We start from the raw sequence: 25,311 nt of genomic DNA, 5'->3' as shown, positions 1-25,311 counted from the left end.
GTTCCCAAGGAGAACATGCTGGGCAAGCTGGGCCAGGGCTTCAAGATTGCCATGCATACCCTGGACGGCGGACGTATCGGTATCGCAGCACAGGCTCTGGGCATCGCGGAGGGCGCTCTGGAGAGGACCATCGCCTACACCAAGGAGAGGAAGCAGTTCGGCAAGCCCATCGCCGCCCTGCAGAACACCCAGTTCCAGCTGGCTGACATGGCCACCAAGGTAGAGGCGGCTCAGCTTCTGGTATACAAGGCAGCCATGGCCAAGGCCACCAAGAAGGAGTACGGCTTCGAGGCCGCACAGGCCAAGCTCTACGCCGCAGAGGTAGCCATGGAAGTCACCACCAAGGCTGTACAGCTCCACGGCGGCTACGGCTACACCAGAGAGTACGATGTGGAGCGCATGATGCGCGATGCCAAGATTACTGAAATCTACGAGGGCACCAGCGAAGTCCAGAGGATGGTCATCAGCGCCGCGCTTCTGAAATAAGTGAGAGCGAAAAACCAAGTCATAGAAAAAAGAATATAAGGAGTGAAAATACAATGAAAGTTGTTGTTTGTATCAAGCAGGTTCCCGATACCAAGGGCGGCGTGAAGTTCAATCCCGATGGTACTCTGGACAGAGCTGCCATGATGACCATTATGAACCCTGACGACAAGGCGGGCGTGGAAGCTGCCCTTCGCCTGAAGGATCAGTATGGCGCTGAGGTCACCGTTGTGACCATGGGTCTTCCCAAGGCTGAGGACGTGCTGCGCGAGGCTATGGCCATGGGCGCGGACAAGGGCGTCCTGGTCACCGACAGAGTGCTGGGCGGCGCTGACACCTGGGCTACCTCCCAGACCCTGGCAGGAGCTCTGCGGAACATGGAGTACGACCTGATCATCACAGGCCGCCAGGCCATCGACGGAGATACCGCACAGGTAGGCCCCCAGATTTCCGAGCACCTGAACATCCCTGTCATCTCCTATGCCCAGAACCTGAAGATTGAGGGCGACAGCGTCATCGTGGAGCGTCAGTATGACGACAGATATCATGTGCTGAAGGCCAAGATGCCCTGCCTGATTACTGCCCTGGCAGAGCTCAACGAGCCCAGATACATGACTCCCGGCGGAATCTTCGATGCTTGCAAGGCTGATCTCACCGTGTGGGGCAGAGCGGACCTGAAGGATGTGGAGGACTCCAACCTGGGCCTGAAGGGATCTCCCACCCAGATTGCAAAGGCTTCCGATAAGGTGAGGAAGGGCGCCGGCGAGAAGGTGGCTTTGGATCCCGCTGAGGCCGTGGATTACATCGTGGGCAAGCTGAAGGAGAAGCATGTGATCTAATCCGGCTAAGGCTGTTAGGAAATGTGAATATATTACGCAATCAATAGGAGGACAAAATGAATTTAGAAGAATATAAGGGCGTATATGTCTTCGCGCAGCAGGTGGACAATATCGTCAATAGCATTGCTTTCGAGCTGATCGGCAAGGGCAAGGATCTGGCTGCGGATCTGGGAACCGAAGTGACTGCTGTGCTGGTGGGAAGCGGCGTGAAGGGGCTGGCGGACGAGCTGGCCGAGTACGGCGCTGACAGGGTAATCGTGGTGGACGATCCCGAGCTGAAGGAGTACAGGACCGAGCCTTATGCCCATGCGCTGGCTTCCGTCATCGAGAAGTATAAGCCCGAGATTTTCCTGGTGGGTGCTACCGCCATCGGACGTGACCTGGGCCCCCGTGTATCCGCGAGGATTCACACTGGCCTGACGGCAGACTGCACACAGCTTGACATCGGTGATTTCCCGCTGAACCCCGTGCCCGGCAAGGAGCAGAAACACAACCAGCTGCTGATGACCCGTCCTGCGTTCGGCGGCAACACCATCGCTACCATCGCCTGCCCTGACTTCCGCCCCCAGATGGCTACCGTGCGCCCCGGCGTCATGCAGAAGAAGGAGAGGCAGGCCGGCGTGAAGGCCAATATCGAGGAGTTCAATCCCGGATTCACCCCCAACCACAATTATGTGGAGATTCTGGAGGTGGTGAAGGCCGTGTCCGAGACCGTTGACATCATGGATGCCAAGATTCTGGTGTCCGGCGGCCGCGGAATGGGCAATGCGGAGAACTTCAAGATCCTGGAGGATCTGGCAGAGGTGATTGGCGGCACCGTGAGCTGCTCCCGTGCCGTGGTGGACGCGGGATGGAAGCCCAAGGATCTCCAGGTGGGACAGACCGGCAAGACCGTGCGCCCCAATGTATACTTTGCCATCGGCATCTCCGGCGCTATCCAGCACCTGGCAGGCATGGAGGAGTCCGACATCATCATCGCCATCAACAAGGACGACACAGCTCCCATCTTCGATGTGGCTGATTACGGCCTGGTAGGCGACCTGAACAAGATCGTGCCCGCCCTCACCGAGAAGCTGCGCGCGGAGCTGGCCAACAAGAACTGATTGCCATAAAAGAAGAATATAGACGGAAAACCATAGACTTCCGGGAATCCAGGGCGCATGCCGGATTCCCGGAAGTCTTTTTTGGATACTTTTTATGGAACCCTTGCATATCGGCGGACGAATTGATATAATGCTTATGGTTCGTCTCAAATTTGGCTTTTCGACATGGATTATGACATATATGTCATGAAATGGTGACATAATATATAAACGGCATTTCATTTTTGCCAGTCGCATAGCATAGCCGGTCATGCCGTTTATCCGGTTTTGGGCAAGATTCATCGCTACATGTATAGATTACGGAGTACACAGAAGGTGCAGGACCTTCGACAAAAAATGACACTCGTGACATGTTTTGAGGGGTGTTTTTTGTCATAATCTCCAAGATTGCGCTGACCGGAAGAGTCGATTTTTGCAGGACAGGAATTTGCGGATGGCGGAAAGGCATGGTAAGGGAAAGTGAAGCGGAATGTCACTCTGGAAGAAATCTCCGACGGGCGTCTGTACGGCGGCAACGACATGGTGAAGGCAGACTGCCATGGCTGTAAGGGCTGTCACAAATGCTGCACGGGCATGGGCAATTCCGTCCTGCTGGATCCCTATGACATCTACCGCCTCCGGCAGGGGCTGGGGAAGACATTGGCGCAGCTGCTGGCGGAGGAGACTGTGGAGCTGAGCGTGACCGATGGAGTCATTCTGCCGAACATGAAGATGGCGGGGGAGGAAGAGCGCTGCGCTTTCCTGGACGGGGAGGGCAGGTGCGGCATCCACGCGCACAGGCCCGGCATCTGCCGCCTGTTCCCGCTGGGGCGGTTCTACGAGAACGGCGATTTCAGATACTTCCTCCAGACAGGGGAGTGCAGGGAGGCCGGGCGCACGAAGGTGAAGGTGAGCAAGTGGATCGATACCCCGGACCAGGGCAGGAACCATGCGTTCATCTGCCAGTGGCATTCGCTGTTGAACGCCCTGGAGGAGAAGGTGTCGGGAGCGGAGGATCTGGAGGAAGCGAAGCGCCTGAACCTGCTGATGCTGCAGACATTCTATATCGAAGAATATGACACAGGGCGGGACTTTTACGGTCAATTTGAGGAGCGGCTCATGAGCTGGAGGGCCGCTTCGGGACTTAGCTGCTAGAGAGGCGGCAGGACTGGGCCGTGGGCGGACGCTGGCGGAGCCGGGATAAGTACAGGAAATAGAAAGCAGGGAAACCATATCCGGATGCAAAATTGCCAGGGCGCATTCAGGGAACTGAGTCGAATGGCCGTCAGGGTATGGGAAGGATGTAAAGGGAACAGGAAACGAAAATCGGGGAATCCATACCCGGTTGCAGGATCGCGGGGACGCATTCAGGGACACAATCTGTGCCGCCGTCAGGGTATGGAAAAGATGTAAGCGGAACGAGAACCGGAAAGCAGGGAAACCATATCCGGATGCAAAATCACCGGGGCGCATTCAGCGATACGATTTGTGCCGCCGTCAGGGTATGGAAAGGATGCCTATTGAATTGGAATAAGAAAGGATGTTTTGACATAGATGGAAACGGAAGAAGAACGGCAGGCCCGGCGCAGAGCGCGGCTGGAAGAGATGAAGCGGGAAAAACGCAGACGGGAGCTGCTGTATAAATGGGGCATTCCGGTGATGGCCGGCATGGCAATCGTGGTGGGAATAGGTATTGGATTCGGCGCCGCGGCATGGACCCACAAGGACAACGGACGGGGCGGGGCATTGCAGGAGAGCCAGGAAGCCCACAGGACAGGGGAGGACAGCGAGGATAAGGCCGACCGGGGAGGCAACGGGACGGGAGAGGACAGCGAGGACAAGGCCGACCGGGGAGGAGAGGACAGCCAGGACGGCCTGACAGCCGACAATCAGAAGACGCAAGGGGCGGACTCTGCCCAGCGCCGGAAGTCCCGTCACGCAGCGGGAGGGACTGTCATGGCGGCGGGCGAAGCCTATGCCCCGCGCCTGCGCTTCCCCTCTCAGGAGCCAGGACAGACAGAGGCGGCCCAGCAGACGGCGGAGCCGGAGCCCGTCCCCACGCCGGAGCCCTTGGGGGGCGCGATACCGCCCCAGAACGCTGTGTTCGGCATGACAGAGGCTACGGCGGGCTTTTCGGAGACCATATTGAGCGAATACGGCGTTTTCATCGATGCCCAGAGCGGGGAGATCCTGGCCCAGAAGGAGGCCTATACAAGGATGAACCCCGCCTCCATGACCAAGATGCTGACGATCCTGGTGGCGGCGGAGCACCTGACGGCGGAGGATTTGGAGAAGACAGCCGTCATCACCATCGACATTACGGACTACAGCTATGTAAACGACTGCAGCAATACCGGCTATGCCCTGGACGAGGAGGTGACGGTGAGGGACCTCTTCTACGGCACGATTCTGCCCTCGGGGGCGGACTCCGCGCTGGCGCTGGCCATCTATGTGGCGGGCTCCCATGAGGCCTTTGTGGACCTGATGAATGAAAAGCTGGTGCAGATGGGACTGGGGGAGACCTCCCACTTCACCAACTGTGTAGGGGTCTACGATGAGGCCCATTATTCCACCGCATATGACATGGCTGTCATTTTGAAAGCCACTGTGGACAATCCCTTCTGCAGGGAAGTGATGGCGGCCCATACCTACACCACCTCCCTGACGGAAGAGCATCCCGAGGGGCTGCTGATATCCAACTGGTTCCTGCGCCGGATCGAGGACAAGGACACTCACGGGGAGGTGCTGTGCGCCAAAACGGGCTATGTGGATCAGGCTGGCAGTTGTGCCGCCAGCCTGGGGCGCGATGAGGAGGGAAAGGAATATCTGTGCGTCACCGCAGGCTCCAACAGCACCTGGACCTGCATCTATGACCAGGTGGAGCTGTACCAGACCTTCCTGCCCGCACCGGAAAGCGCACCGGAGGATGCCTCCGATGCGCCTGGCTGATATTTGCATATGATTGGCTAGAAGGTCTTCAGTCCTTCCCGGAAAGCGATGCCCGTGGGGGTGGCCGCAAGGCCGCCCTTTCCTGTCTCCCGCAGGTCTTCCGGCAGCATCCTGCCCACATTGCGCATGGCATCGAAGACCTCGTCGGGGGGGATCTTGCTGCGTATCCCGGCATTTGCCAGATCCGCGGAGGTGAGGGCATTCACGGCCCCGATGACATTGCGCTTCACGCAGGGCACTTCCACCAGCCCTGCCACAGGGTCGCAGGCAAGGCCCAGAAGGTTCTTCATGGCCAGGGCCGCCGCGTGGGCGATCGCCTCGCCGTCCCCGCCCAGCAGGAAGGCCACGGCTCCCGCAGCCATGGCGGAAGCAGCGCCGATTTCGGCCTGGCAGCCTCCCGCGGCCCCGGACACGGAGGCGCGCTGGGCGATGATGCCGCCGATGCCCGCGCTGACATAGAGGGCTTTCGCCATCTCTTCTTTGGAATAGCCCTTTTCCTCCTCCAGGGACAGGAACACTGCCGGGAGCACGCCGCAGGAGCCCGCGGTGGGAGCCGCCACGATGCGCCTCATGCAGGCGTTGGACTCGCCCATCTTGACGGCCTTCTCCATCACCAGCCCCAGGAAGGAGCCGCACAGCAGGCTGTCCTTCCGGCGGGCGTTGGCCAGCTTCTCGCCGTCCCCGCCCACCAGGCCGCTGGCGGAGGACAGGGCCGGGTCGTAGGAGGCGTCCGCCTCCCCCATGGCCAGATACATGGCCTGCATCCGCCGGAAAGCCTCCTCCTCGGTGATCTCCATCTCCCGGCAGTCATTGTCTCGGACGATTTCCCAGAAGCTTTTTCCGGTCTCTTTCTCTATGTCGATGATATCCTGGAACGATTGATACATGATTCTCCTCCGATTTGTATGCGCTAGACCGTCAGAATTTACACATCTGCCCGTGGCGGGCATACATGGCCGACAGTCTTTCGCTGTAATTTGCTGCATGTTTCAGGCGGACTATTCGGCCAGCCCCAGATAGGTCACTTTCAGGATGCCCTCCAGATGGGCCAGCCAGCGGATGGCGTCCGCGGGCACCTCCTGGTCGCATTCCAGCACGATGACGGCATGTCCGCCTTTCGAGGAGCGGTAAAGCTGCATGGTTGCGATATTGATGGACTTGTGGCTCAGCATGGAGGTGATCTCCGTGACATGCCCCGGCTGGTCCAGATTGTTCACCACAAGGGTGGGATAGTCGCCGGAGAAATTGGCGGGCAGCCCGTCGATCTCCGTGACCCGGATGGCCCCGCCGCCCACGGAAGCCGCCACGATTTCGATTTTCTGCCCTTCGCTTCCGTGCAGGCGCAGCTTCACCGAATTGGGATGTACGTCCCCCAGGTCGATGCCGGACAGACGGTATTCCATCCCTGCCTCCTCGGCGTACCGGAAGCTGTCCGGAATCCGGGGATCGTCCACCGGAAAGCCCAAAAGCCCTGCCACCAGGGCCCTGTCCGTGCCGTGGCCCTTGCCTGTGGCGAGAAAAGAGCCATGGAAAAGGACGTCCGCCTTTTTCACCGGCGTGCCCAGCAGCTTGCGTGAAATGTTACCGATTTTGACGGCTCCCGCTGTGTGGGAGCTGGAGGGGCCTACCATGACGGGGCCAATGATATCGAATGAATTCATGCTCTCTGACTCCTTTGTCCTGTTCGTAAAGCGACTTATACTGCTTAGCGATTTTGCTTGCTTCTTATATTTACTATATCTCAGTTTCGCCTAAAATGCAAGACCTCCGTTGGGTTGACATATTCCGGCGCAGCATATATAATGTTACGGAATTCAATCCATATCCGCCTACTGTCCACGGTCCCGCCGCCTGCAACGGCATGACGCGCACATACCTGCGCGGGGCCATGGCGGACAGCGATATGTGCCGTGCCCGTCCCGACCGGGCTGACAGGCACATATCTGCGGGGGGACAGCGCTGGGCGGAACCGGGCGGACAGCAGCCGGAGCTGAGACATATGCGGATGGATTGGCCGGAAGTATTTGCCATGTGGATAGGGTTATGGTACAATGTCTTTGTTCGGAACACGGAGCGGCCGACGGCCCCGCCTGCGGGCGGCAGGGAGGACAGGCTCCTGGGTTTCCGGGGAGGCTTGAAAAAGGTATCAGGAAAGGAATGGAAAAGATGAGGAAGAACAGACTGTGGAAATTGGGAATGACGGCTGCGCCTGCCATTATGGCGGCATGCCTGCTGGCAGGCTGCGGCGGGGACGGCAAAGAGAGCGCGGGGGAAGGGTCCGGCGCGGGCAACGGGGAGACCTCCCAGGCGGAGAGCGGCGCGGACGCTGATAGCGAGGCCGGAAGCGGAGCGGGGGAGAGCAGTGCGGATGCTGAGAGCGGAGCGGAGGAGAGCAGCGCGGACGCTGGAAGCGAAGCGGCAGCGGACAATGGGGAGGCCTCCCAGGGAGGCGACCAGTTGGCGAAGATTCTGGAGGCGGGCAAAATCGTCATCGGCACCGAGGGCACCTATTCCCCCAACAGCTACCACGACGAGAGCGGCAAGCTGGTGGGCTTCGACGTGGAAGTGGGAGAAAAAATCGCGGAGAAGCTGGGCGTGGAGGCCGAGTTCTTCGAGGCGGAATGGGACTCCCTGTTCAGCAGCATGGACGCCGGGCGGATTGACACCGTGATCAATGAGGTGGAGTACTCCGACGAGAGGGCTTTGAAATATGATTTCTCCCAGCCCTACACCTATATCCACGGCGCGCTGATGGTAAAGGGCGACAATGAGGAAATCAAGACCTTCGAGGACCTGGCCGGGAAGAAGGCGGCCCAGAACCTGACCAGCAGCTGGGGCAAGATGGCGGAAGAATACGGCGCGGAGCTGGTGAGCGTGGACGCGGTGGCGCAGACCGTGGATCTCCTGCTCACGGGAAGGGCTGACGCCACCCTGAACGTGGAGACCGCCTTTTCCGATTATCTGAAGAAGAATCCCGATGCGGACGTGAAGGTGGTGGCCCTGACGGAGGATGCCTCCTCCTCCCTTGTCCCTGTGAAGAAGGGGAACGAGGAGCTGCTGAAAGCCATCAATGAGGCCATCGACGAGCTGCGGGCCTCCGGAGAGTTGAAGGAGCTGTCCGAGAAATATTTCGGCATGGATGTCACCAGCCAGGAATAGGCGCGAAGGATTAAGCGCAAAACCAGAGGAACGAAAGTACGGATTAAGGAAGAAAGAAGGCAGGCGGTATCATGAATGAACGGGTTTGGCAGCTACTGCTGGATTCCTTCTGGCAGATATTATTGCCCGGGATACGGGTCACGATTCCACTGACACTGGTGTCGTTTTCTTTGGGGCTGATCATCGCCCTGCTCACGGCCATGGTGCAGGTGGCCAACATCCCGGTGGTGAAGCAGATCGCCAGGATCTATGTGTGGATCATCCGGGGGACGCCGCTGCTGGTGCAGCTCTTCGTGATATTCTACGGGCTGCCCAGCGTAGGAATCATACTGGATGCCATCCCCTCGGCGATCATCGTATTTTCCTTTAATACAGGGGCCTACGCCTCCGAGACCGTCCGGGCCGCCATCGAGGCGGTTCCCGTGGGGCAGATAGAGGCGGGGTACTGCGTGGGGATGAACTATCTGCAGATCATGGGGCGGATCGTCCTGCCCCAGGCCCTGCGCACGGCCTTCCCGCCCCTTAGCAATTCCCTGATCGGGCTGGTGAAGGATACGTCCCTGGCCGCGAACATCACGGTGGTGGAGATGTTCCTGGCAGGGCAGCGCATAGCGGCCAACAGCCTTGAGGTCATGGCCATATACTGCGAGGTGGCCTTTGTCTACCTGCTGTTCTGCACGGTGCTGACGAAGCTGCAGACTTACTGCGAGAAGCGGATGAAGACATACTGACCGGGCATCGGGCAATGAGTGTCCGGGAATCCATGCCGATAGATCGGCGGTCACAGATTGAGGAGTGCGTATGCTGGAAATCAAGAATATGAAGAAATCCTTCGGGGACATGGAAGTCCTCCGGGGAGTGGACATCAAGGTGGAGAAGGGGGACGTGGTGACCGTGATCGGCCCCAGCGGCTCCGGGAAGACCACCCTCCTGCGGTGCATCAATTTCCTGGAACGGGCGAAAGAGGGAGAGATGATATTCGACGGGGTCCATTATCAGTTGAATGCCATCGGCAGGAAGGACATTGCCGCGCTGCGGAAGAAGACGGGCTTCGTGTTCCAGAATTACAATCTCTTCCGGAACAAGACTGCCCTCCAGAATGTGACGGAAGGCCTGGTGGTGGCGCGGAAGGTGCCGAAGGATGAGGCCAGGAGCGCCGGACTGAAGGCCCTGGAGAAGGTGGGCCTGGCGAATCGGGCGGACGCCTATCCCCATCAGCTGTCCGGCGGGCAGCAGCAGCGGGTGGCCATCGCCAGGGCCATCGTCACGGAGCCGGAGGTGATCTTCTTCGACGAGCCCACGTCGGCGCTGGACCCGGAGCTGGTGGGCGAGGTGCTGAACGTGATGCGGAATCTGGCCGCGGAGGGCATGACCATGCTGATCGTGACCCACGAGATGCAGTTCGCCAGGAATGTGGCCAGCCATGTGGTATTCATGGACCAGGGGCTGGTGGTGGAGGAGGGCGGGCCGGAGGAGATCTTCGAGTCGCCCAGGGAAGCCAGGACCAGACAGTTTCTGCAGTTCATCATGGACAGGGAAGCGCCGGCGCCTCAATGAGAAGCGCCGGCGTCCGTATGTACGGAGCGTCTTGTTTGCTTTTCTACTGTCTGACTGAGTTTGCGTACACCATGTCCACTCTCTGGATATGGTCTATGAGCCAGGTGATCAGGAAGCCCAGGAGCTTTTCCGCGATTTCGTCCTGCTTTTCCCTGTCCTCCAGGGAATCGGGGTCGAACTGCATCAGGCTGTCCTCGAACCTGCGGTGCAGGGCCATGTGTCCGTCGATTCCGGCGTACCGGATGCTCCTCATATAATCTTCCTCATGGGCGAAATGGGTCTTGGTGTAATCGATGAGCTCTGAAATCAGGCTGTTCAGCTTCTCCGTCTTGTCATACAGAAGGTTGTCTCCCAGCAGGTCCTGGGTCTCCTGCGCCATGTCGAAGAGCCGGGAATGCTCCTGGTCGATGGCCTCGATTCCCGTATAATACTCGGGTTTCATTTCGTACATAATGACATCTCCTTTTTCGCACAAATATTTTAGGGCTTTGAACCCCACATATCAGTTTACCGCTTTTCCGGGATATAGTCAATGCCTTTCACTCTTGCATTTTGCCGGTCCGTGTGCTATTATTTTTAATAAGAAAAGCAATCTAAGTGGATTTTTCAAGCAACCGGAACGCATCCGGTTATCGTTTTGCGTCCAAAAGCGGACAGCTTTGGCAAAACACAATCAGACAAAAAGAACATGCCCCTCAGGGCAGAAAGGGAGAAGACAGGAAATGAAACAGGGTTTTGACGACATTATGGCAAGGGTCAAGAAGTGCGCGAAGAAGACGGTATCCGTCTCCGTGGCACAGGATTCCGCGGTTTTAGAGGCCGTGAAGGAGGCGAAGGCCAGAGGAATCGCGGACGCGATCCTGGTGGGCGACGAGGCGAAGATTAGGGAAGTGGCCGCTGAGATCGGCATGGATCTGTCGGACTATGAGATCATCAATGAGCCGGACATGATCGCGGCTTCTTTGACGGCGGTGAAGCTGGCCCATGAGGGCAAAGCGGATATGTACATGAAGGGCCTGATCGACACCAAGGACTTCTTGAAGAGCGTCCTGGACAAGGAGGTTGGCCTGCGCACCGGAAAGCCCCTGTCCCATGTGGCCGTATTCGAAGTGCCCACCATCGACAGGCTGCTGTTCCTGACGGACGTGGCTTTCATGACCTATCCCACTTTAGAGGACAAGGCCCACATCATCCAGAACACCATTCCCGTGTGCAATGCCTGCGGCATAGAGATGCCCAAGATAGCGCCTTTGGCGGCAGTGGAGGTGGTGAATCCCAAGATGCCCGCCACCGTGGAGGCGGCGGAGCTGACGAAGATGTGCGAGGAAGGCCAGATACCCGGCTGCGTCATCGACGGCCCTCTGTCCCTGGACCTTGCCATCGACCCGGAGGCTGCCAAGCACAAGGGCGCTACCCACAGGAAAATCCAGGGAGACGCGGACGTGCTGCTCTTCCCGGACATCCATGCCGGAAATATGGTATACAAGGCCATCGTACATATGGTGAACATGCGGAACGGCGGGATCCTCACCGGCACCAAGGTTCCCGTGATCCTCACCAGCCGCTCGGACAGCTTCGAGACCAAGGTGAATTCCATCGCCCTGGCGGCCGTGGTGTCAGAGGAGCTTCAGAAGAAGGCTTATACCGCATAACGCTGAATACTGTCTAATGTAATCATGCGATTGAACCAGTCAGCGTTATGCAGTCTGGTTTCACGGCAGGTGAAATCGTTAAGCAGTATAACTTATAGTGCAGATTTGTCATGAACAGGAGGATATACAGAAATGTCTGTTAAAAGTTTGATCATCAACCCGGGCTCCACCTCCACCAAAATCGGCGTGTTCGAGGACGAGACATTATTGTTCGAGGAGACCCTGCGCCATTCCACCGAGGAGATAGCCCAGTTCGCCAATATCGTGGACCAGAAGGATTTCCGCAAGAAGATCATCACGGATCTGTTGGAATCCAAGAACTTCGACATCAAGAGCCTGAATGTGGTGGTAGGCCGCGGCGGCATGCTGAAGCCCATCCCCGGCGGCACCTATGCGGTCAGCGAGGAGCTGCTGGCGGACTTAAAGGCAGGGGTGCAGGGACAGCACGCGTCCAACCTGGGCGGCATCCTGGCAAAGGAAATCGGCGATTCCATCGGCGTGCCCTCCTATATCGTGGATCCCGTGGTGGTGGACGAGCTGATGCCCATCGCCAGGTATTCCGGCGTGCCCGAGCTTCCCAGAGTGAGCATCTTCCACGCGCTGAACCAGAAGGCCGTGGCCAAGCGGTATGCCAAGGAGATCGGGAAGGCCTATGAGTCCCTGCGGCTGATCGTGGTCCATATGGGCGGCGGCGTGTCCGTGGGCGCCCATGAGAACGGAAGGGTCATCGATGTGTTCAATGCGCTGGACGGCGACGGCGCGTTCTCTCCGGAGCGGGCAGGCGGCGTTCCCAACGGAGCGTTGATTAAAATGTGCTTTTCCGGCAAATACACGGAGAAGGAAGTATACGGCAAGATGGTGGGCAAGGGCGGCTTCAACGCGTACCTGGGCACCAATGACATGCGCGAGGTGACGAAGCAGGCCGACGGGGGCGATGAGAAGGCCATCGAGGCCAAGCAGGCCTTCCTGCTGCAGGTGGCGAAGGACATCGGTTCCATGGCATGCGTGCTGAACGGCAAGGTAGACCAGATCATCGTCACAGGCGGTATCGCCTACGGCGCTGACGTGGTGGCGGCCCTGAAGGAGCGGGCGGAGTGGATCGCGCCCTTCACCGTATATCCCGGCGAGGACGAGCTGCTGGCGCTGGCACAGGGCGCTCTGCGGGTGCTGAACGGCGAGGAAGAGGCCAAGGCTTATTGATTGCCAGGCCTGTAGCGAAACAAGGCCGCGGCGGTTTGGGCTGATTCAGTTGACTTTAGAGGGCTGTTGCAGGAAGGGGGATTCAATTGCTTTCCGGAATGTGACAGCCTCTTTTTATGACAATACTGTAGGACATGCGCGGCATGCGCTCTCTCAAAGCCCTATGGGAAAGGGGCGCGGCAACGGGAGAGATGCGAGAGATGCGGGTGTATGGGCCCGGAGGCGGGGAAGGGGACAGGAATGGCGACGACAGATATTTTCACACGCAATAATGTATACCAGCATTTCCAGGTCTTGAAGACCAACCGCAACAAACGCTACAGGGCCGGAGAGTTCTTCGTGGAGGGCGTCCGCAGCATCAACGAGGCCGTGGCCCGGGGATGGCATGTGAGGTCCTTTGTGTTTGGCGGCGGGAGGCTGTCGGACTGGGCGGACAAGCTGCTGCGGACAGTGCGGACGGAGATGAACTACCGGCTGACGGAGGAGCTGCTGCAGGAGCTCAGCGGCAAGACGGACACTTCCGAGCTCATGGCCGTCATAGAGATGCGGGAGGATAAGCTGCAGAGGAGCCTGCTGTCGGACAATCCTTTCATCGTCCTCTTCGACAGGCCCTCCAACCGGGGGAATCTGGGGACCATGATACGCTCCTGCGACGCCCTGGGGGCGGATTTTTTGATCATGACAGGGCATGGGGTGGATCTCTACGACCCGGATGTGGTGGTGTCTGCCATGGGGTCTTTCTTCAAGCTGCCTGTGGTCAGGGTGGCGGACAACAATGCGCTGTGGGGCTTCGTGGCGGATGTGAAGAGGGAGTTCCCGGACTTCCGGCTGATCGGGACCACGGCCCATAAGGAGAATCCGGTGCAGAGCGTGAATCTGGAGGGGCCCGTGATGCTGATGGTCGGGAATGAGACCATGGGGCTGAACCAGAACTTTAAGGACCGCTGCGACCTTTTATGCACCATTCCCATGGCGGAGGATTCCTATGCGTCCTCCTTCAATGTCAGTTGTGCGGCTTCCATTCTGATGTACGAGGTGATGCGGCAGAGAAGCGCTGCCCGCAGGGTTTCGGAAGAGGTTTGAAATGCGTACGTTCGAGAATGTCACTGAGACCAGAAGCAGGACCATGAGCCATATCCGGGGCAAGAATACCTCCATTGAGGTGGCGCTGTGCAAAGCCCTTTGGGAGAAGGGATACCGCTACCGGAAGAACTATAAGGCGCTGCCCGGCAGTCCCGATATCTGCCTGACGAAGTACAAGCTTGCCATTTTCTGCGACAGCGAGTTCTTTCACGGAAAGGACTGGGAAGTGCTCAAGCCCAGGGTGGAGAAGGGGAACAATGGGGAATACTGGGTCAATAAGATTCAGAACAACATGGAGCGGGACAGCGAAATCGACAAGCGCCTGCTGTTCCTGGGATGGACCGTGATGCATTTCTGGGGGAAGGATATCCTGAAGAAGACCGATGCATGCGTCCGGGCCATCGAGGAGGTCATCCTGGACATCCAGCTGAGCCAGGCGGACGGGGCGGAATGACTGCAGCCGGAAGACGGAACGAATACGATGAAGAAAGGAAATGCTCCGATGGAGAGGACTGTCTGTGAACTGTTTGCGGGGGTGGGCGGCTTTCGGTGCGGCCTGAATGCCATACATGGGCCGGAGGATATGAGAATTGGGGGAGCGCGTTCCATGGGAGGAGGGCATTCTGTGGGAAGAGAGCATTCTACGGAAGGAGAGCATTCCATGGAAGGAGGGCATTCTATGGAAGGAGAGCATTCCATGGAAGGAGAGCATTCTGTGGAAGGAGGGTATCCCACAGAAGGAGAGCATTCTGTGGAAGTAGGGCATCCTATGGAAGGAGAGCGTTCCAGGGAAGAAAAATGGAGCACGGTGTGGTTCAACCAGTGGGAGCCGGCGGAGAAGAACACCCAGTACGCCCATGACTGCTATGTGTATCATTTTGGCACATGTCTGGACAAGGCCGGGCAGGATACCACCAATGTGGACATCGAGGAGGTGGACAAGAGCCTGATACCGGACTTCAACCTGCTGGTGGGCGGCTTTCCCTGCCAGGATTATTCCGTGGCATCTTCCCTGGCCACCTCCAGGGGGCTGGAGGGGAAGAAGGGCATCCTCTGGTGGTCGATCCGCAAGGTCCTGGAGGTGAAGCGGCCTCCCTTCGTGCTGCTGGAAAACGTGGACAGGCTCCTGAAATCCCCCGCAAGCCAGCGCGGCAGGGACTTCGGCATCATGCTGGCCTGCTTCCGGGACGCGGGATACGCGGTGGAATGGCGGGTCATCAATGCGGCGGATTACGGGCTTCCCCAGAGGCGCAGGCGCATATTCATTTTCGCCTGTAGAGAGGATACGGCATGCTGCGGCAGACAGGAGAGGGCCGCAGGGTATGGACGGAGGGCGGCCGGGGAGGCGCGGAAGGCCGGTGTGGCGGCCGAGGAGGTGCGGAAGGTCGATGCAGCAGATGGGGAGACGCGGAAGGTCGATGCAGCAGATGGGGAGGTGCGGAAGGCCAACGTGGCAGACGGAGAGGCGCGGAAGGACGATGTGGTGGCCGAGGAGGTGCGGAAGGTCGATGCAGCAGATGGAGAGGCGCGGAAGGCCGGCGCGGCGGCTTTGATTTCCGCGGCAGGCTTCTTTGCCGGGACATTTCCGGTGGGCTCTGTCGGAGCGGAGCAGATCAAGGCCCAGGAGCTGCCGGAGAGCCTGGGGGAGCTGTCCGCCTCTTTCCGGTTCGGTTTCGAGAACGCGGGCGTGATGCGGGACGGCATGGTCTACACGGCGAAGACAACACCGTCGTATCAGGGCCCACAGACGACCTTGGGGGACATCATGGAGCAGGGGGATGTGGAGGAGAACTATTTCATCCCGGAGGAGAGGCTGTATTACACTTCCCCGGAAATCACCCGCAGCGACGAGACCAGAGAGAGTCTCTCCAAGGAGCAGCGGAAGACCTGGCAGTACCTGAAAGGGGCCAAGAAGCTCCTGCGGGAGGCTGCGAGCGGACACGCTTACGTCTTTTCCGAGGGCGCCATCCCAATGGTGGACGAATACCACAAGCCCGCCAGGACCATGCTCACCTCCGAGGGGAGCTTCAGCAGGACCACCCATATCGTAAAGGACAAAAGGACCGGCCGGATCCGGCTCCTGACGGCGGGGGAGACCGAGCGGATCCAGGGCTTTCCCACAGACCATACGAAGTACTGCCTGACGGAGGGGAAGGTGGTGGAGATGCCCCTGAACAAGCGCAGGTTCATGATGGGCAACGCTTTGGTGGTGGGGCTGGTGGAGCGGATGGGGGAGGCTCTGGAGGAGATATTTGCAAAGGAGCCCTAGAAGCAGCCGTGCCCCTGAAGCAAATGATAAAATCCTCGTTCTGCAGAACCGGAGTGAAGTTCCGGTCATAGTAAACGACATGGCCTACATTGCATCGGCCACAAAAAAGCCCCTGGACGTGCACCTGATGGTCGAGCACCCCAACAACAACATCGAAATCTTCCTGCGTAAGCTCCGCAGGGGCGATACAGTCTACATCCATCCGGAAGCGGAGTACGAATGACATAGGCTTCAGGGCCTATTGGGACGGAGCCTGCAGCGCGGACAAGATACAGAAGTTCGCTCCCCTAGGAATGGACGGCTTTGTGCTGGGCACCACCATGCTGTTCGGCAAGAGCAGGCCCTATGGGGAAGTCATTCAGGAAATACGGAGCATGGGAATGATGGAAAAAAACAGGGAGACATAGAGGAGGCGGCAGTTGGTAAACTGCCGCCCCTTGCTTCTATCGATCATTGAAATATCAATCACTGAAACCACTGTCGATTCTAGATATCGAACTTAAAATACCGCACCGCATTATAATAAGAGATATCCCTCACGATCTCCGACAGCGTATCCATATCCGCCGGGAAGCCGCCGCCCTCTACCCAGTAGCCAATCAGGTTGCAGAGCACCCTGCGGAAATACTCATGTCTGGTGTAAGACAGGAAGCTTCTGGAATCCGTCAGCATTCCCACGAAGCCGGACAGATTGCCCAGGTTCGCCAGGGAAATCAGCTGCTCCCGCATGCCAATCTTGTGGTCGTTGAACCACCAGGCGCTGCCCTGCTGTACCTTTGCCACGGCGCTGGAGTCCTGGAAACAGCCGATGATGGTGCCGATGGACTGGTTGTCGTTGGGGTTCAGGCTGTAGAGGATGGTTCTGGGTAGCTCGTCGGTCTTGCACAGGGCATTGAGGAAATCAGCCATCTGCGCGGAGGGAGCGTCGTTGTTGATGCAGTCGTAGCCGGTATCGGGGCCGATCAGCTCGTACATCTTTGTATTGTTGTCCCGCTTGCAGCCGAAGTGGAGCTGCATGGCCCAGTCCAGCCTGTGGTACTCCCGGCCCAGGAACAGCATGAAGGCCGTCTTGAACTTCAGCTGCTCTTCCCTGGTGGGCATCATCCGGTTGAGCCTCTTTAAGAAAATCGCCTCGATCTCATCGTCGCTGGCGGGATAGTACATGACATATTCCAGGCCGTGGTCGGACACATTGCATCCACAGGAGGCAAAGAATTCCATCCGCTTCTTCAGGGCTTCCTTCAGGGAAGCGAAGCTGTTGATTTCGCCCATGCCGGCGGCTTCGCACAGCTTATCCAGATAGTCCAGATAATCGGGCTTCTCGATGTTCATGGCCTTGTCGGGCCGCCAGGCGGGCAGGACCTTTACGTCAAAAGTGTCGTCCTCCGCGATTCTTTTATGCCATTCCAGGGAATCCACAGGGTCGTCTGTGGTGCAGATCAGGGTCACGTTGCTGCGCTTGATCAGGCTGCGGGCGCTCATGGAGGGCTGGGCCAGCTTTTCATTGCAGAGCTTCCAGACTTCGTCAGCCGTCTTCTTGTTCAATACGCCGTGGTAGTCAAAGTATCTCTGCAGCTCCAGGTGGCTCCAGTGGAACAGGGGATTGCCGATGGCCTTGCCCAGGCACTCCGCCCATTTGCAGAACTTCTCATAGTCAGAAGCGTCCCCTGTAATATATTTCTCCTCCACGCCGAAGGAGCGCATCAGGCGCCATTTGTAGTGGTCTCCGCCCAGCCATACCTGGGTGATGTTGTCGAAATGGCGGTCCTCCGCTATCTCCCTGGGATTGATGTGGCAATGGTAGTCCAGTATCGGTGTGTTTTCCGCATAATCGTGGAACAGCTTCTTCGCTGTCTCGGATTCCAACAGGAAATCCTTGTCCATAAACTCTCTCATGTTCTTTCCCTCCATTCGAATTTTTATGAGTTCTGTTTCGTTCCTCCGCGCAGTCTGCGGGTGGTGCCCCGCTCGATGATCTCGCCGGAGAAGACAGTCTTCTTCGGCATCTCTCTTCCCTCCAGGATGCCCAGCAGTGTCGTAATCAGGTGCTGGCAAAGGGTCTCCAGCCTGTTGTCGATGCTAGTCAGTTCCGGCTCGCAGCAGCCGGTGAGCATGGAATTGTTGTAGCCTATGGCGGAGAACTCTTCCGGAATCCTATACCCGGCCGCCCTGGCATATTTGACGGCAGCCAACGCCAGCGTGTCGTCCGCGGCGATGACACCGTGGAAACCTATACCCTTTTCGCGAACCGCTTCCAGATGCCGAATCATGGCGTGGATATCCTCATGGGAGCCAGGATAGAACTCTACCAGCGGCCCGGTTCCGGGAATAGCCTGCTCCATTGCGGCCAGGAAGCCGGAAAGCTTGCGCTTGCCGCTGTAGGAATCGGAGTTATAGAAGTACAGGATGTCCTCTATGCCGCCTGCGCGCATCTGTCTCGTGGCCTTATACATGGATGTGTAGTCATCGGACAGGACGCTGTACACATTGGGTGCGTCAAAGGACGCGTTCAGCAACATCACCGGAATTTGGGCTGCGGCCTCCGCGATGTATCGGTTGTCCTGCTCCTTTTCATAGACGAAATTGGAGCCCACCAGGATGATGCTGTCCACTTTCTTCGTAATCAGCAGGTCCATGGATGCCGCCTTGGACTCCAGCTCATAGCCGGTGCAGCACAGGAGACTGTCATAGCCGTGGGCACGGAGCTTCTGCTCGATATAGTAGACAGCCTTGGCCAGGTACAGGTCGGAGCTGTCTGCACACATGATGCCGATGGTCTTCATGGTGTTCAGCCCTAAGCCCCTGGCGAAAGCGTTTGGGGTATACCCGTACTGCTCGATGGTGTCCAGCACCTTCTGTCTCGTCCGCTCGCTGACGCTGCTGCTGCCGTTGAGCACTCGGGAGACGGTGGCGATGGAGACACCGGCCTTTTCGGAGATATCGTAAATCGTCATTGGTCTTCCTCATCGGCACAATGTAAGTAGTTTCAAAAAAGTCCTATCTGAATTATAGCAAATGCATTTTTTTTTGCAAGATATTTTTTTAACAATTCGATTTTATTTGATTTTGCTGTTGACGGAAAAAACTTTCTGAAGTAAGATGAGAAATGTAAGGGCTTACATGGTATCGGGAGCAAGGATAAGGGAGGACACGGATTCTTGGCGGCCGGATTTGCGATGCAGGCATATGGAGGAACCGGACATAAGCGGAAATCAGGGGGAGAACCGATGGAGATTTTTGGAAAGGCGACGACAGGCAAAAAGGAACGGCCTGTAAGGGTGGTGCAGTTCGGGGAGGGGAACTTCCTCCGGGGATTTGTCGACTATATGATTGACGTCGCAAATGGACAGGGGTTCTTTGACGGGGATGTGGTGCTGGTGAAGCCCAGAGAATCCGGGAGCCTGGAGGACTTCCACAGGCAGGGCTGCCAGTACACGGTGTCCCTGCGGGGGATGGTGGACGGCCGGGCACAGGTTCAGAACAGGCAGATAACCTGCGTCGCGGATGCAGTGAATCCATACGGCGAGTATGACAGATACAGGGAGCTGGCCCGGCTGGACACCCTGCGGTTCGTGGTGTCCAATACCACTGAGGCGGGGATCGTCTTCGATGGAAAGGACAGGTTCGAGCTGGAGCCGCCCGGGACATTCCCTGGAAAGCTGACGAAATTCCTGTACCATCGATATGAGGCTTTCGGGGGCGACAGGGAGAAGGGGCTGGTGATGCTGCCGGTGGAGCTGATAGATGACAATGGCAGCATGTTGAAAAGCTGCGTCATGCAGTTCATCGACCTCTGGAAGCTGGGGGAGGGCTTCCGGACATGGGTGGAGGAAGCTTGCGTCTTCACCTCCACGCTGGTAGACCGCATCGTCACGGGTTATCCGAGGGATGCCGCGCAGAAGGAATGGGAAGTGCTGGGGTATGAGGACAGGCTTATGGTCATCGGGGAGCCTTTTGCGCTGTGGGTCATCGAAAGCCCGGCAGATATCAGCGGAGAGCTTCCTTTGCCCCAGGCCGGGCTGCCGGTCATCTTCACGGAGAACCAAAAGCCTTATAAGCAGAGAAAGGTGCGCATCCTGAACGGCGCGCACACCTCCTTTGCGCTGGCGTCTTTCCTGTGCGGGAATGATACCGTAAAGGAGTCTATGGAGGATGGGGATATCCGGGATTTCATGGAGAGGACGATCTTTGAGGAGGTGATTCCCACTCTGGCTTTGCCGGAGGAGGAGCTTAAGGGATTTGCCAGGGCGGTGATAGAGCGGTTCGAGAATCCGTATGTGCGGCATGCGCTGCTTTCCATCTCCCTGAATTCCGTCTCCAAATGGCGGGCCAGGTGCCTGCCAAGCCTTTTGGGATATGTGGAGAGGTTCGGCAGGATTCCGCAGCGGCTGGCTTTTTCGCTGGCGGCGCTGATTGCGTTCTATCAGGGGACGGAAGGGGGGCATCCGGGGGAGCGTCTTATGGAAGGGGTACATTCCATGGGAGAAGGGGACGCTACGGAAGAAGGGCACTCCCGGGAGATTCGGGAAGGGGCGCTTATCGGCTACAGGAGCGGGCAGGAGTACCGCATCCTGGACGACATGGAGGTGCTGGAGTTCTTCCGCGACAACTGTGGGAAGGACAGCAGGGAATTTGTGAGGGCATTTCTTGACCGAGTGGACTTTTTCGGGCAGGATTTGAACCGGACAGTGGGATTGACTGATGCGGTCGTCCGCTTTCAGGAGGATATCAGAGAGAATGGAATGAGGGCGGCGTTATGCAGGATTTCATAAGGATACATGAAAACGACAATGTAATGGTGGCGCTGCGGGACATCGCTGCGGGAGAGGAAGTGGATATTTCAGGGGGTAAGATTACGGCACTGGAGCCGATTCCCACAGGCCATAAGATGGCGATCCGCGATATCCCTGCGGGCGGGGCGGTCGTCAAGTATGGTCATCCCATCGGGAATACCAAGGATGCCGTGATGGCTGGCAGTTGGATTCATACCCATAACCTGAAGACGGCGCTGGGAGATTTGCTGGAATATGAATACACTCCTGTCTTCGACACTGAGGCCTCAGATTCCGAAGCGGGAGGGATGCCCATGCAAAGAGACGGAGAGAGGGGGCTGGGCAATGCAGCAGAAGGCCGGGAAGCGGCACCGACCTTCCGGGGCTTCCTGCGTCCGGACGGCAGAGTAGGGGTGCGCAATGAAATCTGGATCATTCCCACCGTGGGCTGCGTCAACAATGTAGCCACTGCCATTGCGGCACAGGCCAACAGGTGGCTAGCGGATTTCCGGAGCGCTTTCCGCGGTACCGGCCCGGGCGCGGAATCGGATGCTTCTCCGGAATGCACCGTGGAGGAGGTCGTCGCATTCCCCCACCCTTACGGCTGTTCCCAGATGGGCGAGGATCAGGAATGCGCCCGAAGGATACTGGCGGATCTGGTCAACCATCCCAACGCGGGCGGCGTGCTGGTGCTGGGACTGGGCTGTGAGAACAGCAATATCGATGTCCTGAAGCCCTATATCATGGAATGCGCCTCTTCTATGGAAGGTGGGCATTCCGGCGGTTATGATGGGGAAAGGGTGAAGTTCCTGGTAGCCCAGGAGTGTGTGGACGAGGTGGAGCAGGGGCTGGAAATCGTAAAATCCCTCATCAGACATGCCGCCACCTTTCGGCGGGAGCCTGTCAGCCCGGACAGGCTGATCGTGGGCCTGAAATGCGGCGGCAGCGACGGCCTGTCCGGCATCACGGCCAATCCTCTGGTGGGGCGCTTTTCCGATAAGCTGGTTGCGGCAGGCGGCACTACCATCCTCACCGAGGTGCCGGAGATGTTCGGCGCGGAGACCATCCTGATGAACCGCTGCGCCAATGAGGAGCTGTTCCGCCGGACCGTGGCCCTGATCAACGATTTCAAGAATTATTTCAAGAGCCACAACCAGACCATCTACGAGAATCCTTCTCCCGGGAATAAAAAGGGCGGGATATCCACGCTGGAGGAAAAATCCCTGGGCTGCACCCAGAAATCCGGCAGCGCGCCAGTGCGGGGCGTGCTGCAGTACGGCGAGACGGTATGGAAGAGGGGTGTTTCGACCGGCCTGAACCTTTTAAGTGCGCCGGGAAATGATCTGGTGGCCTCTACGGCGCTGGCCGCGGCGGGAGCGCATATCGTGCTGTTCACCACAGGGCGGGGGACGCCCTTCGCCTGCCCTGTGCCTACGGTGAAGATTTCCACCAATTCCGCCCTGGCCGCAAGAAAGTCCGGCTGGATCGACTTCAACGCGGGCGTGTTGGCGGAGGACGGTTCCATGGACGAGGAGAGCGAGAGACTGTTTCGCTATGTGCTGGAAGTGGCATCGGGCAGGAAGGTCCGCAGCGAGGAAGCGGGATATCACGATATGGCAATCCTCAAGCAGGGCGTGACGCTGTAGGATTGAGGCCAAAGAGAGGCTGTGCGGATAAGGAGGAAGAGAAAGACATGAGGTACAATGGCAGCAAAGCAGAGGACATCAAAATCGCCTACGTGGGCGGCGGTTCCAGGGGCTGGGCCTGGGGCCTGATGAGCGACCTGATGACCTGTGAGGACATCAGCGGAAGAGTCGATCTGTATGACATCGACATACAGGCGGCTAAGAACAATGAAATCATCGGCAACAGATTCAATTCCGCCAAAGGGGCCAGGACCACATGGCATTACAAAGCGGTAGAGACGCTGGAGCAGGCCCTGACCGGGGCGGACTTCGTCATCCTGTCCATCCTGCCCGGCACCTTTGACGAGATGGAGTCCGATGTCCATACGCCGGAGAAGTACGGCATCTATCAGTCCGTGGGCGACACCAGCGGCCCTGGAGGGATACTTCGGGCCATGCGCACCGTCCCCATGTACGAGGCCATCGCGGAGGGCATCAGGAGCTGCTGTCCGGATGCCTGGGTCATCAATTATACCAACCCAATGACACTCTGCGTGAAGGCGCTGTACCATGTCTTCCCGGAGATAAAGGCCTTCGGCTGCTGCCATGAGGTGTTCGGCACCCAGAAGTTCCTGGGGGAGGTAGTGCGGGAGGAGCTTGGCATCCCGGCGGTGGAGCGGCATGAGATCAAGGTCAATCCTGTGGGCGTGAACCATTTCACCTGGCTCACGGAGGCAAGGTACCGGGACGTGGATTTGTTCCCGGTTTACCGTGCATATTGCGAAAAGCATCCGGACGGACGTGGGGGAGAGGACCCTGCGGACAGCAACTGGATGAACAATGCCTTCGCCTGCGACGAGAAGGTGAAGATGGATCTGTTCCTGCGCTTTGGCCAGATCGCGGCGGCAGGGGACAGACACCTGGCGGAGTTCTGCGAAGGGAAATGGTATCTGGAGAGCCCTGAGCGGGTCAGGGAGATGCATTTCGGGCTTACGCCTGTGTCGTGGCGCAAGGAGGATCTGGCAAAGCGCCTGGAAAGGAGCGCCCGGCTGGTGAGCGGGGAGGAAGAGGTGAAGATAAGCGGCACCGGCGAGGAGGGCGTGAACCAGATTCGTGCCCTGCTGGGATTGACCGAACTGGTCACCAATGTCAACATCCCCAACCGGGGGCAGATTCCCAACCTGCCGCTGGGGGCGGTGGTGGAGACCAACGCGGTGTTTCGGGCGGGCAGCCTGACCCCGGTCTTCGCGGGGAGCATCCCGCAGTCCATCTACCCGTTGATAGCCAGGATCTGCGGGGAGCAGGAGACGCTGTCGGAGGCGATTGCCAGACGGGACGTGGAGGGCATCTTCCAGGCCTTTGCGGGCGACCCGCTGGTGACCTGCGGATTGGAGGACGCAAGGAAGCTTTTTGAGGAGATGTGCCGGAATACGAGGGCTTATCTGGGGATGTATGGGATATAGAAAACACTGCCTGTAGCTCTGCCGTTAAGTCGGCATGGGTTTTCCGGATATCCGACAGGGCCTTTCCTGTAAAAAGCAAGGGTCCTGCCGGAGAAAGAATCCTTACGAATCATTTGGATCCGATTATTTGTTTCGGCTCCGCTATCGGTAAGCGGAGATAGATTTGAAAGATTGCTATCTTTCTCTCTTTCTTATATACATAAATGGGGGAGCATATCAAGGTTTTTCTGAATTTTTGTTGGATTTTAGCTTTTTCCTTTCCGATTTTGCAATCTGCTTCTCCCAGGTCTTTTCGGTCTGGCTCTTTAAGAAATTCCGCAGCGGCACCAAATCCTGTCCCGTATCCCACGCCTCCAGGGCGGCATAATACTCCTTTCGGTCCTCCTCGTGGATGATGATGGGGGGATGCCCGTGGAGGACCAGCAGATAATTCATGGCCAGCCGCCCGGCTCTCCCGTTGCCGTCCGCGAAAGGATGGATATTCTCGAACTTTGCATGGAAATATGCCGCTGCCGTCAGCGTCTGTTCAGGGGCAATATCCTGCAATTCCTCCAGCAGCTCTGCCATCTCCTCCTCTACATCCTCCGGAGGAGCCCCCGCCTCATTCCGCCCCGTCACATAGTCGTGAAGCTTATACTGGCCGGGGCGCTCGCCCATCTGCCAGCGCCTGGTATCGTAGGTGCCGTGGGTCAGCTGGAGCTGCAGCTCCTTCAGGAAAGCCTCATCCAGAGGGCGCTTCTGCCCGAAGGACTTCAGGAACAGCTCATATGCCTCTTTTGCGTTTCGGATCTCGAACAGCGTCCGCAGATCGCCGGTGTAGGAGGTGACGCCGTCATGCTCGAAGATTTCCCTGGTATCGTGATAGGTGATGCAGTCGTTTTCGATTTTCCCGGAATGGAAGGCGAAAGCGATGCTGTGGCTGTTCAGGGCTTCGGCCAGAGCGGCGTCCGTGGTTATGCTTTTTTGATGCCATAGTTCCAACGCTTTCTCGTAGACTGTCATGGGAAACCTCCTGGTCGGTAAGGGTATTATAACATATCGCCAGGAAGTTTTGGAAAATTTTTGCGGTAAATGAGGAAAAATCTGCTGGCAGCAGACACCTGACAGAAAAATTTTTGCTATAATCCCGTTTTAAACACTTGAATAGTTTACAAAAGCCGATATCCCGCATAAACACT

Annotated in this window: 24 protein-coding genes; 18 read left to right on the top strand and 6 right to left on the bottom strand. The window is 57.9% G+C overall.

The window, feature by feature from the left end; translation table 11 throughout:
• From Q2B33_RS13905 to Q2B33_RS13885, 5 genes are all read left to right on the top strand, one after another.
• Positions 1-486: acyl-CoA dehydrogenase family protein (locus Q2B33_RS13905; protein WP_300822871.1), on the top strand; the 486-nt coding region annotated here is incomplete at its 5' end.
• A gap of 53 nt (positions 487-539) precedes the next feature.
• Complete coding sequence (locus Q2B33_RS13900) at positions 540-1,322, top strand: electron transfer flavoprotein subunit beta/FixA family protein (protein ID WP_300783533.1); 783 nt, start codon at positions 540-542, stop codon at positions 1,320-1,322.
• A 56-nt stretch (positions 1,323-1,378) separates the two neighbouring features.
• Positions 1,379-2,425, top strand: a complete 1,047-nt coding sequence (locus tag Q2B33_RS13895; RefSeq protein ID WP_300567266.1) for an electron transfer flavoprotein subunit alpha/FixB family protein — start codon at positions 1,379-1,381, stop codon at positions 2,423-2,425.
• A gap of 459 nt (positions 2,426-2,884) precedes the next feature.
• Positions 2,885-3,559, top strand: a complete 675-nt coding sequence (locus tag Q2B33_RS13890; protein WP_300567263.1) for a YkgJ family cysteine cluster protein — start codon at positions 2,885-2,887, stop codon at positions 3,557-3,559.
• A 399-nt stretch (positions 3,560-3,958) separates the two neighbouring features.
• Entirely contained in the window at positions 3,959-5,353 is a 1,395-nt protein-coding gene (locus Q2B33_RS13885; RefSeq protein ID WP_300773835.1) for a D-alanyl-D-alanine carboxypeptidase family protein, read from the top strand.
• 17 nt (positions 5,354-5,370) lie between these two features.
• Here Q2B33_RS13885 and sdaAA read toward each other — a convergent pair whose 3' ends face one another.
• Both sdaAA and sdaAB read right to left on the bottom strand, forming a co-directional pair.
• Positions 5,371-6,240 carry an L-serine ammonia-lyase, iron-sulfur-dependent, subunit alpha gene (gene sdaAA, locus Q2B33_RS13880; protein WP_300567257.1) on the bottom strand — a complete coding sequence of 290 codons (870 nt, stop codon included), beginning with the start codon at positions 6,238-6,240 and terminating at the stop codon, positions 5,371-5,373.
• A 111-nt stretch (positions 6,241-6,351) separates the two neighbouring features.
• Positions 6,352-7,014: an L-serine ammonia-lyase, iron-sulfur-dependent subunit beta gene (sdaAB, locus tag Q2B33_RS13875; protein ID WP_296466555.1), complete on the bottom strand. Its 663-nt coding sequence runs from the start codon at positions 7,012-7,014 to the stop codon at positions 6,352-6,354.
• Positions 7,015-7,358: 344 nt separating this feature from the next.
• Here sdaAB and Q2B33_RS13870 point away from each other — a divergent pair, with 344 nt between their 5' ends.
• The 4 genes from Q2B33_RS13870 (at position 7,359) to Q2B33_RS13855 (ending at position 10,069) form a co-directional block, all read left to right on the top strand.
• Positions 7,359-7,523: a hypothetical protein gene (locus Q2B33_RS13870; RefSeq protein ID WP_300914077.1), complete on the top strand. Its 165-nt coding sequence runs from the start codon at positions 7,359-7,361 to the stop codon at positions 7,521-7,523.
• The gene (locus Q2B33_RS13865) at positions 7,520-8,512 is read left to right on the top strand and encodes an amino acid ABC transporter substrate-binding protein (RefSeq protein ID WP_300567254.1); all 993 of its coding nucleotides are present in this window, start codon (positions 7,520-7,522) and stop codon (positions 8,510-8,512) included. The genes Q2B33_RS13870 and Q2B33_RS13865 overlap by 4 nt, the downstream gene beginning before the upstream one ends.
• A 71-nt stretch (positions 8,513-8,583) precedes the next feature.
• Entirely contained in the window at positions 8,584-9,243 is a 660-nt protein-coding gene (locus Q2B33_RS13860; RefSeq protein ID WP_300567252.1) for an amino acid ABC transporter permease, read from the top strand.
• A gap of 70 nt (positions 9,244-9,313) precedes the next feature.
• On the top strand, positions 9,314-10,069 hold the full coding sequence (locus Q2B33_RS13855; protein WP_300567249.1) for an amino acid ABC transporter ATP-binding protein: 756 nt from the start codon (positions 9,314-9,316) through the stop codon (positions 10,067-10,069).
• Positions 10,070-10,112: 43 nt separating this feature from the next.
• Here Q2B33_RS13855 and Q2B33_RS13850 read toward each other — a convergent pair whose 3' ends face one another.
• Complete coding sequence (locus tag Q2B33_RS13850) at positions 10,113-10,520, bottom strand: bacteriohemerythrin (protein WP_300567246.1); 408 nt, start codon at positions 10,518-10,520, stop codon at positions 10,113-10,115.
• A gap of 271 nt (positions 10,521-10,791) precedes the next feature.
• On the opposite strand from Q2B33_RS13850, the gene ptb reads away from it, so the two are divergent.
• The 6 genes from ptb to Q2B33_RS24255 all read left to right on the top strand — a co-directional run bounded on the left by ptb (position 10,792) and on the right by Q2B33_RS24255 (position 16,496).
• Positions 10,792-11,721 carry a phosphate butyryltransferase gene (gene ptb / locus Q2B33_RS13845; protein WP_300567243.1) on the top strand — a complete coding sequence of 310 codons (930 nt, stop codon included), beginning with the start codon at positions 10,792-10,794 and terminating at the stop codon, positions 11,719-11,721.
• Between the two features lie 132 nt (positions 11,722-11,853).
• On the top strand, positions 11,854-12,921 hold the full coding sequence (buk, locus tag Q2B33_RS13840) for a butyrate kinase (protein ID WP_296466536.1): 1,068 nt from the start codon (positions 11,854-11,856) through the stop codon (positions 12,919-12,921).
• 240 nt (positions 12,922-13,161) lie between these two features.
• The gene (locus Q2B33_RS13835; RefSeq protein WP_300773827.1) at positions 13,162-14,004 is read left to right on the top strand and encodes an RNA methyltransferase; all 843 of its coding nucleotides are present in this window, start codon (positions 13,162-13,164) and stop codon (positions 14,002-14,004) included.
• 1 nt (position 14,005) lies between these two features.
• A complete protein-coding gene (locus tag Q2B33_RS13830) occupies positions 14,006-14,458 on the top strand; it encodes a very short patch repair endonuclease (protein ID WP_296466532.1) in 453 nt (150 codons plus the stop codon).
• 315 nt (positions 14,459-14,773) lie between these two features.
• Complete coding sequence (locus Q2B33_RS13825) at positions 14,774-16,273, top strand: DNA (cytosine-5-)-methyltransferase (protein ID WP_300567355.1); 1,500 nt, start codon at positions 14,774-14,776, stop codon at positions 16,271-16,273.
• 79 nt (positions 16,274-16,352) lie between these two features.
• Entirely contained in the window at positions 16,353-16,496 is a 144-nt protein-coding gene (locus Q2B33_RS24255; RefSeq protein WP_330623726.1) for a hypothetical protein, read from the top strand.
• A gap of 263 nt (positions 16,497-16,759) precedes the next feature.
• On the opposite strand, the gene uxaC is transcribed toward Q2B33_RS24255, so the two are convergent.
• Both uxaC and Q2B33_RS13810 read right to left on the bottom strand, forming a co-directional pair.
• The gene (gene uxaC, locus Q2B33_RS13815) at positions 16,760-18,169 is read right to left on the bottom strand and encodes a glucuronate isomerase (protein WP_300567233.1); all 1,410 of its coding nucleotides are present in this window, start codon (positions 18,167-18,169) and stop codon (positions 16,760-16,762) included.
• 23 nt (positions 18,170-18,192) lie between these two features.
• Positions 18,193-19,227, bottom strand: a complete 1,035-nt coding sequence (locus Q2B33_RS13810; protein ID WP_300567230.1) for a LacI family DNA-binding transcriptional regulator — start codon at positions 19,225-19,227, stop codon at positions 18,193-18,195.
• A gap of 273 nt (positions 19,228-19,500) precedes the next feature.
• On the opposite strand from Q2B33_RS13810, the gene Q2B33_RS13805 reads away from it, so the two are divergent.
• Genes Q2B33_RS13805 through Q2B33_RS13795 form a run of 3 tightly spaced genes read left to right on the top strand, consistent with a single transcriptional unit; the run spans position 19,501 to position 24,133 of the window.
• Positions 19,501-21,045 (top strand): tagaturonate reductase, encoded by a 1,545-nt coding sequence (locus Q2B33_RS13805; protein ID WP_300914075.1) that lies wholly within the window; start codon positions 19,501-19,503, stop codon positions 21,043-21,045.
• The gene (locus Q2B33_RS13800; RefSeq protein WP_300567224.1) at positions 21,030-22,691 is read left to right on the top strand and encodes a UxaA family hydrolase; all 1,662 of its coding nucleotides are present in this window, start codon (positions 21,030-21,032) and stop codon (positions 22,689-22,691) included. Before Q2B33_RS13805 ends, Q2B33_RS13800 begins: the two co-directional genes overlap by 16 nt.
• Positions 22,692-22,738: 47 nt before the next feature.
• The gene (locus tag Q2B33_RS13795; RefSeq protein WP_300567221.1) at positions 22,739-24,133 is read left to right on the top strand and encodes an alpha-glucosidase/alpha-galactosidase; all 1,395 of its coding nucleotides are present in this window, start codon (positions 22,739-22,741) and stop codon (positions 24,131-24,133) included.
• Between the two features lie 216 nt (positions 24,134-24,349).
• On the opposite strand, the gene Q2B33_RS13790 is transcribed toward Q2B33_RS13795, so the two are convergent.
• Positions 24,350-25,135 carry a Fic family protein gene (locus tag Q2B33_RS13790; RefSeq protein ID WP_300567218.1) on the bottom strand — a complete coding sequence of 262 codons (786 nt, stop codon included), beginning with the start codon at positions 25,133-25,135 and terminating at the stop codon, positions 24,350-24,352.
• Positions 25,136-25,311 lie beyond the last annotated feature (176 nt).

The organism is uncultured Acetatifactor sp. (assembly GCF_948601915.1).
Lineage (GTDB): Bacteria > Bacillota > Clostridia > Lachnospirales > Lachnospiraceae > Acetatifactor.
This window is presented reverse-complemented; position numbering and strand designations above follow the sequence as displayed.

Coding starts and splice junctions, on each gene's coding strand:
- Q2B33_RS13895 (WP_300567266.1), top strand. CDS start 1,379: ATGAATTTAGAAGAATATAAGGGCGTATATGTCTTCGCGCAGCAGGTG.
- Q2B33_RS13900 (WP_300783533.1), top strand. CDS start 540: ATGAAAGTTGTTGTTTGTATCAAGCAGGTTCCCGATACCAAGGGCGGC.
- sdaAA (WP_300567257.1), bottom strand. CDS start 6,240: ATGTATCAATCGTTCCAGGATATCATCGACATAGAGAAAGAGACCGGA.
- Q2B33_RS13795 (WP_300567221.1), top strand. CDS start 22,739: ATGAGGTACAATGGCAGCAAAGCAGAGGACATCAAAATCGCCTACGTG.
- Q2B33_RS13850 (WP_300567246.1), bottom strand. CDS start 10,520: ATGTACGAAATGAAACCCGAGTATTATACGGGAATCGAGGCCATCGAC.
- uxaC (WP_300567233.1), bottom strand. CDS start 18,169: ATGAGAGAGTTTATGGACAAGGATTTCCTGTTGGAATCCGAGACAGCG.
- Q2B33_RS13830 (WP_296466532.1), top strand. CDS start 14,006: ATGCGTACGTTCGAGAATGTCACTGAGACCAGAAGCAGGACCATGAGC.
- buk (WP_296466536.1), top strand. CDS start 11,854: ATGTCTGTTAAAAGTTTGATCATCAACCCGGGCTCCACCTCCACCAAA.
- Q2B33_RS13800 (WP_300567224.1), top strand. CDS start 21,030: ATGCAGGATTTCATAAGGATACATGAAAACGACAATGTAATGGTGGCG.
- Q2B33_RS13885 (WP_300773835.1), top strand. CDS start 3,959: ATGGAAACGGAAGAAGAACGGCAGGCCCGGCGCAGAGCGCGGCTGGAA.
- Q2B33_RS13790 (WP_300567218.1), bottom strand. CDS start 25,135: ATGACAGTCTACGAGAAAGCGTTGGAACTATGGCATCAAAAAAGCATA.
- sdaAB (WP_296466555.1), bottom strand. CDS start 7,014: ATGAATTCATTCGATATCATTGGCCCCGTCATGGTAGGCCCCTCCAGC.
- Q2B33_RS13865 (WP_300567254.1), top strand. CDS start 7,520: ATGAGGAAGAACAGACTGTGGAAATTGGGAATGACGGCTGCGCCTGCC.
- Q2B33_RS13835 (WP_300773827.1), top strand. CDS start 13,162: ATGGCGACGACAGATATTTTCACACGCAATAATGTATACCAGCATTTC.
- Q2B33_RS13810 (WP_300567230.1), bottom strand. CDS start 19,227: ATGACGATTTACGATATCTCCGAAAAGGCCGGTGTCTCCATCGCCACC.
- Q2B33_RS13825 (WP_300567355.1), top strand. CDS start 14,774: ATGGAAGGAGAGCGTTCCAGGGAAGAAAAATGGAGCACGGTGTGGTTC.
- Q2B33_RS13805 (WP_300914075.1), top strand. CDS start 19,501: ATGGAGATTTTTGGAAAGGCGACGACAGGCAAAAAGGAACGGCCTGTA.
- ptb (WP_300567243.1), top strand. CDS start 10,792: ATGAAACAGGGTTTTGACGACATTATGGCAAGGGTCAAGAAGTGCGCG.
- Q2B33_RS24255 (WP_330623726.1), top strand. CDS start 16,353: ATGGCCTACATTGCATCGGCCACAAAAAAGCCCCTGGACGTGCACCTG.
- Q2B33_RS13870 (WP_300914077.1), top strand. CDS start 7,359: ATGGATTGGCCGGAAGTATTTGCCATGTGGATAGGGTTATGGTACAAT.
- Q2B33_RS13855 (WP_300567249.1), top strand. CDS start 9,314: ATGCTGGAAATCAAGAATATGAAGAAATCCTTCGGGGACATGGAAGTC.
- Q2B33_RS13860 (WP_300567252.1), top strand. CDS start 8,584: ATGAATGAACGGGTTTGGCAGCTACTGCTGGATTCCTTCTGGCAGATA.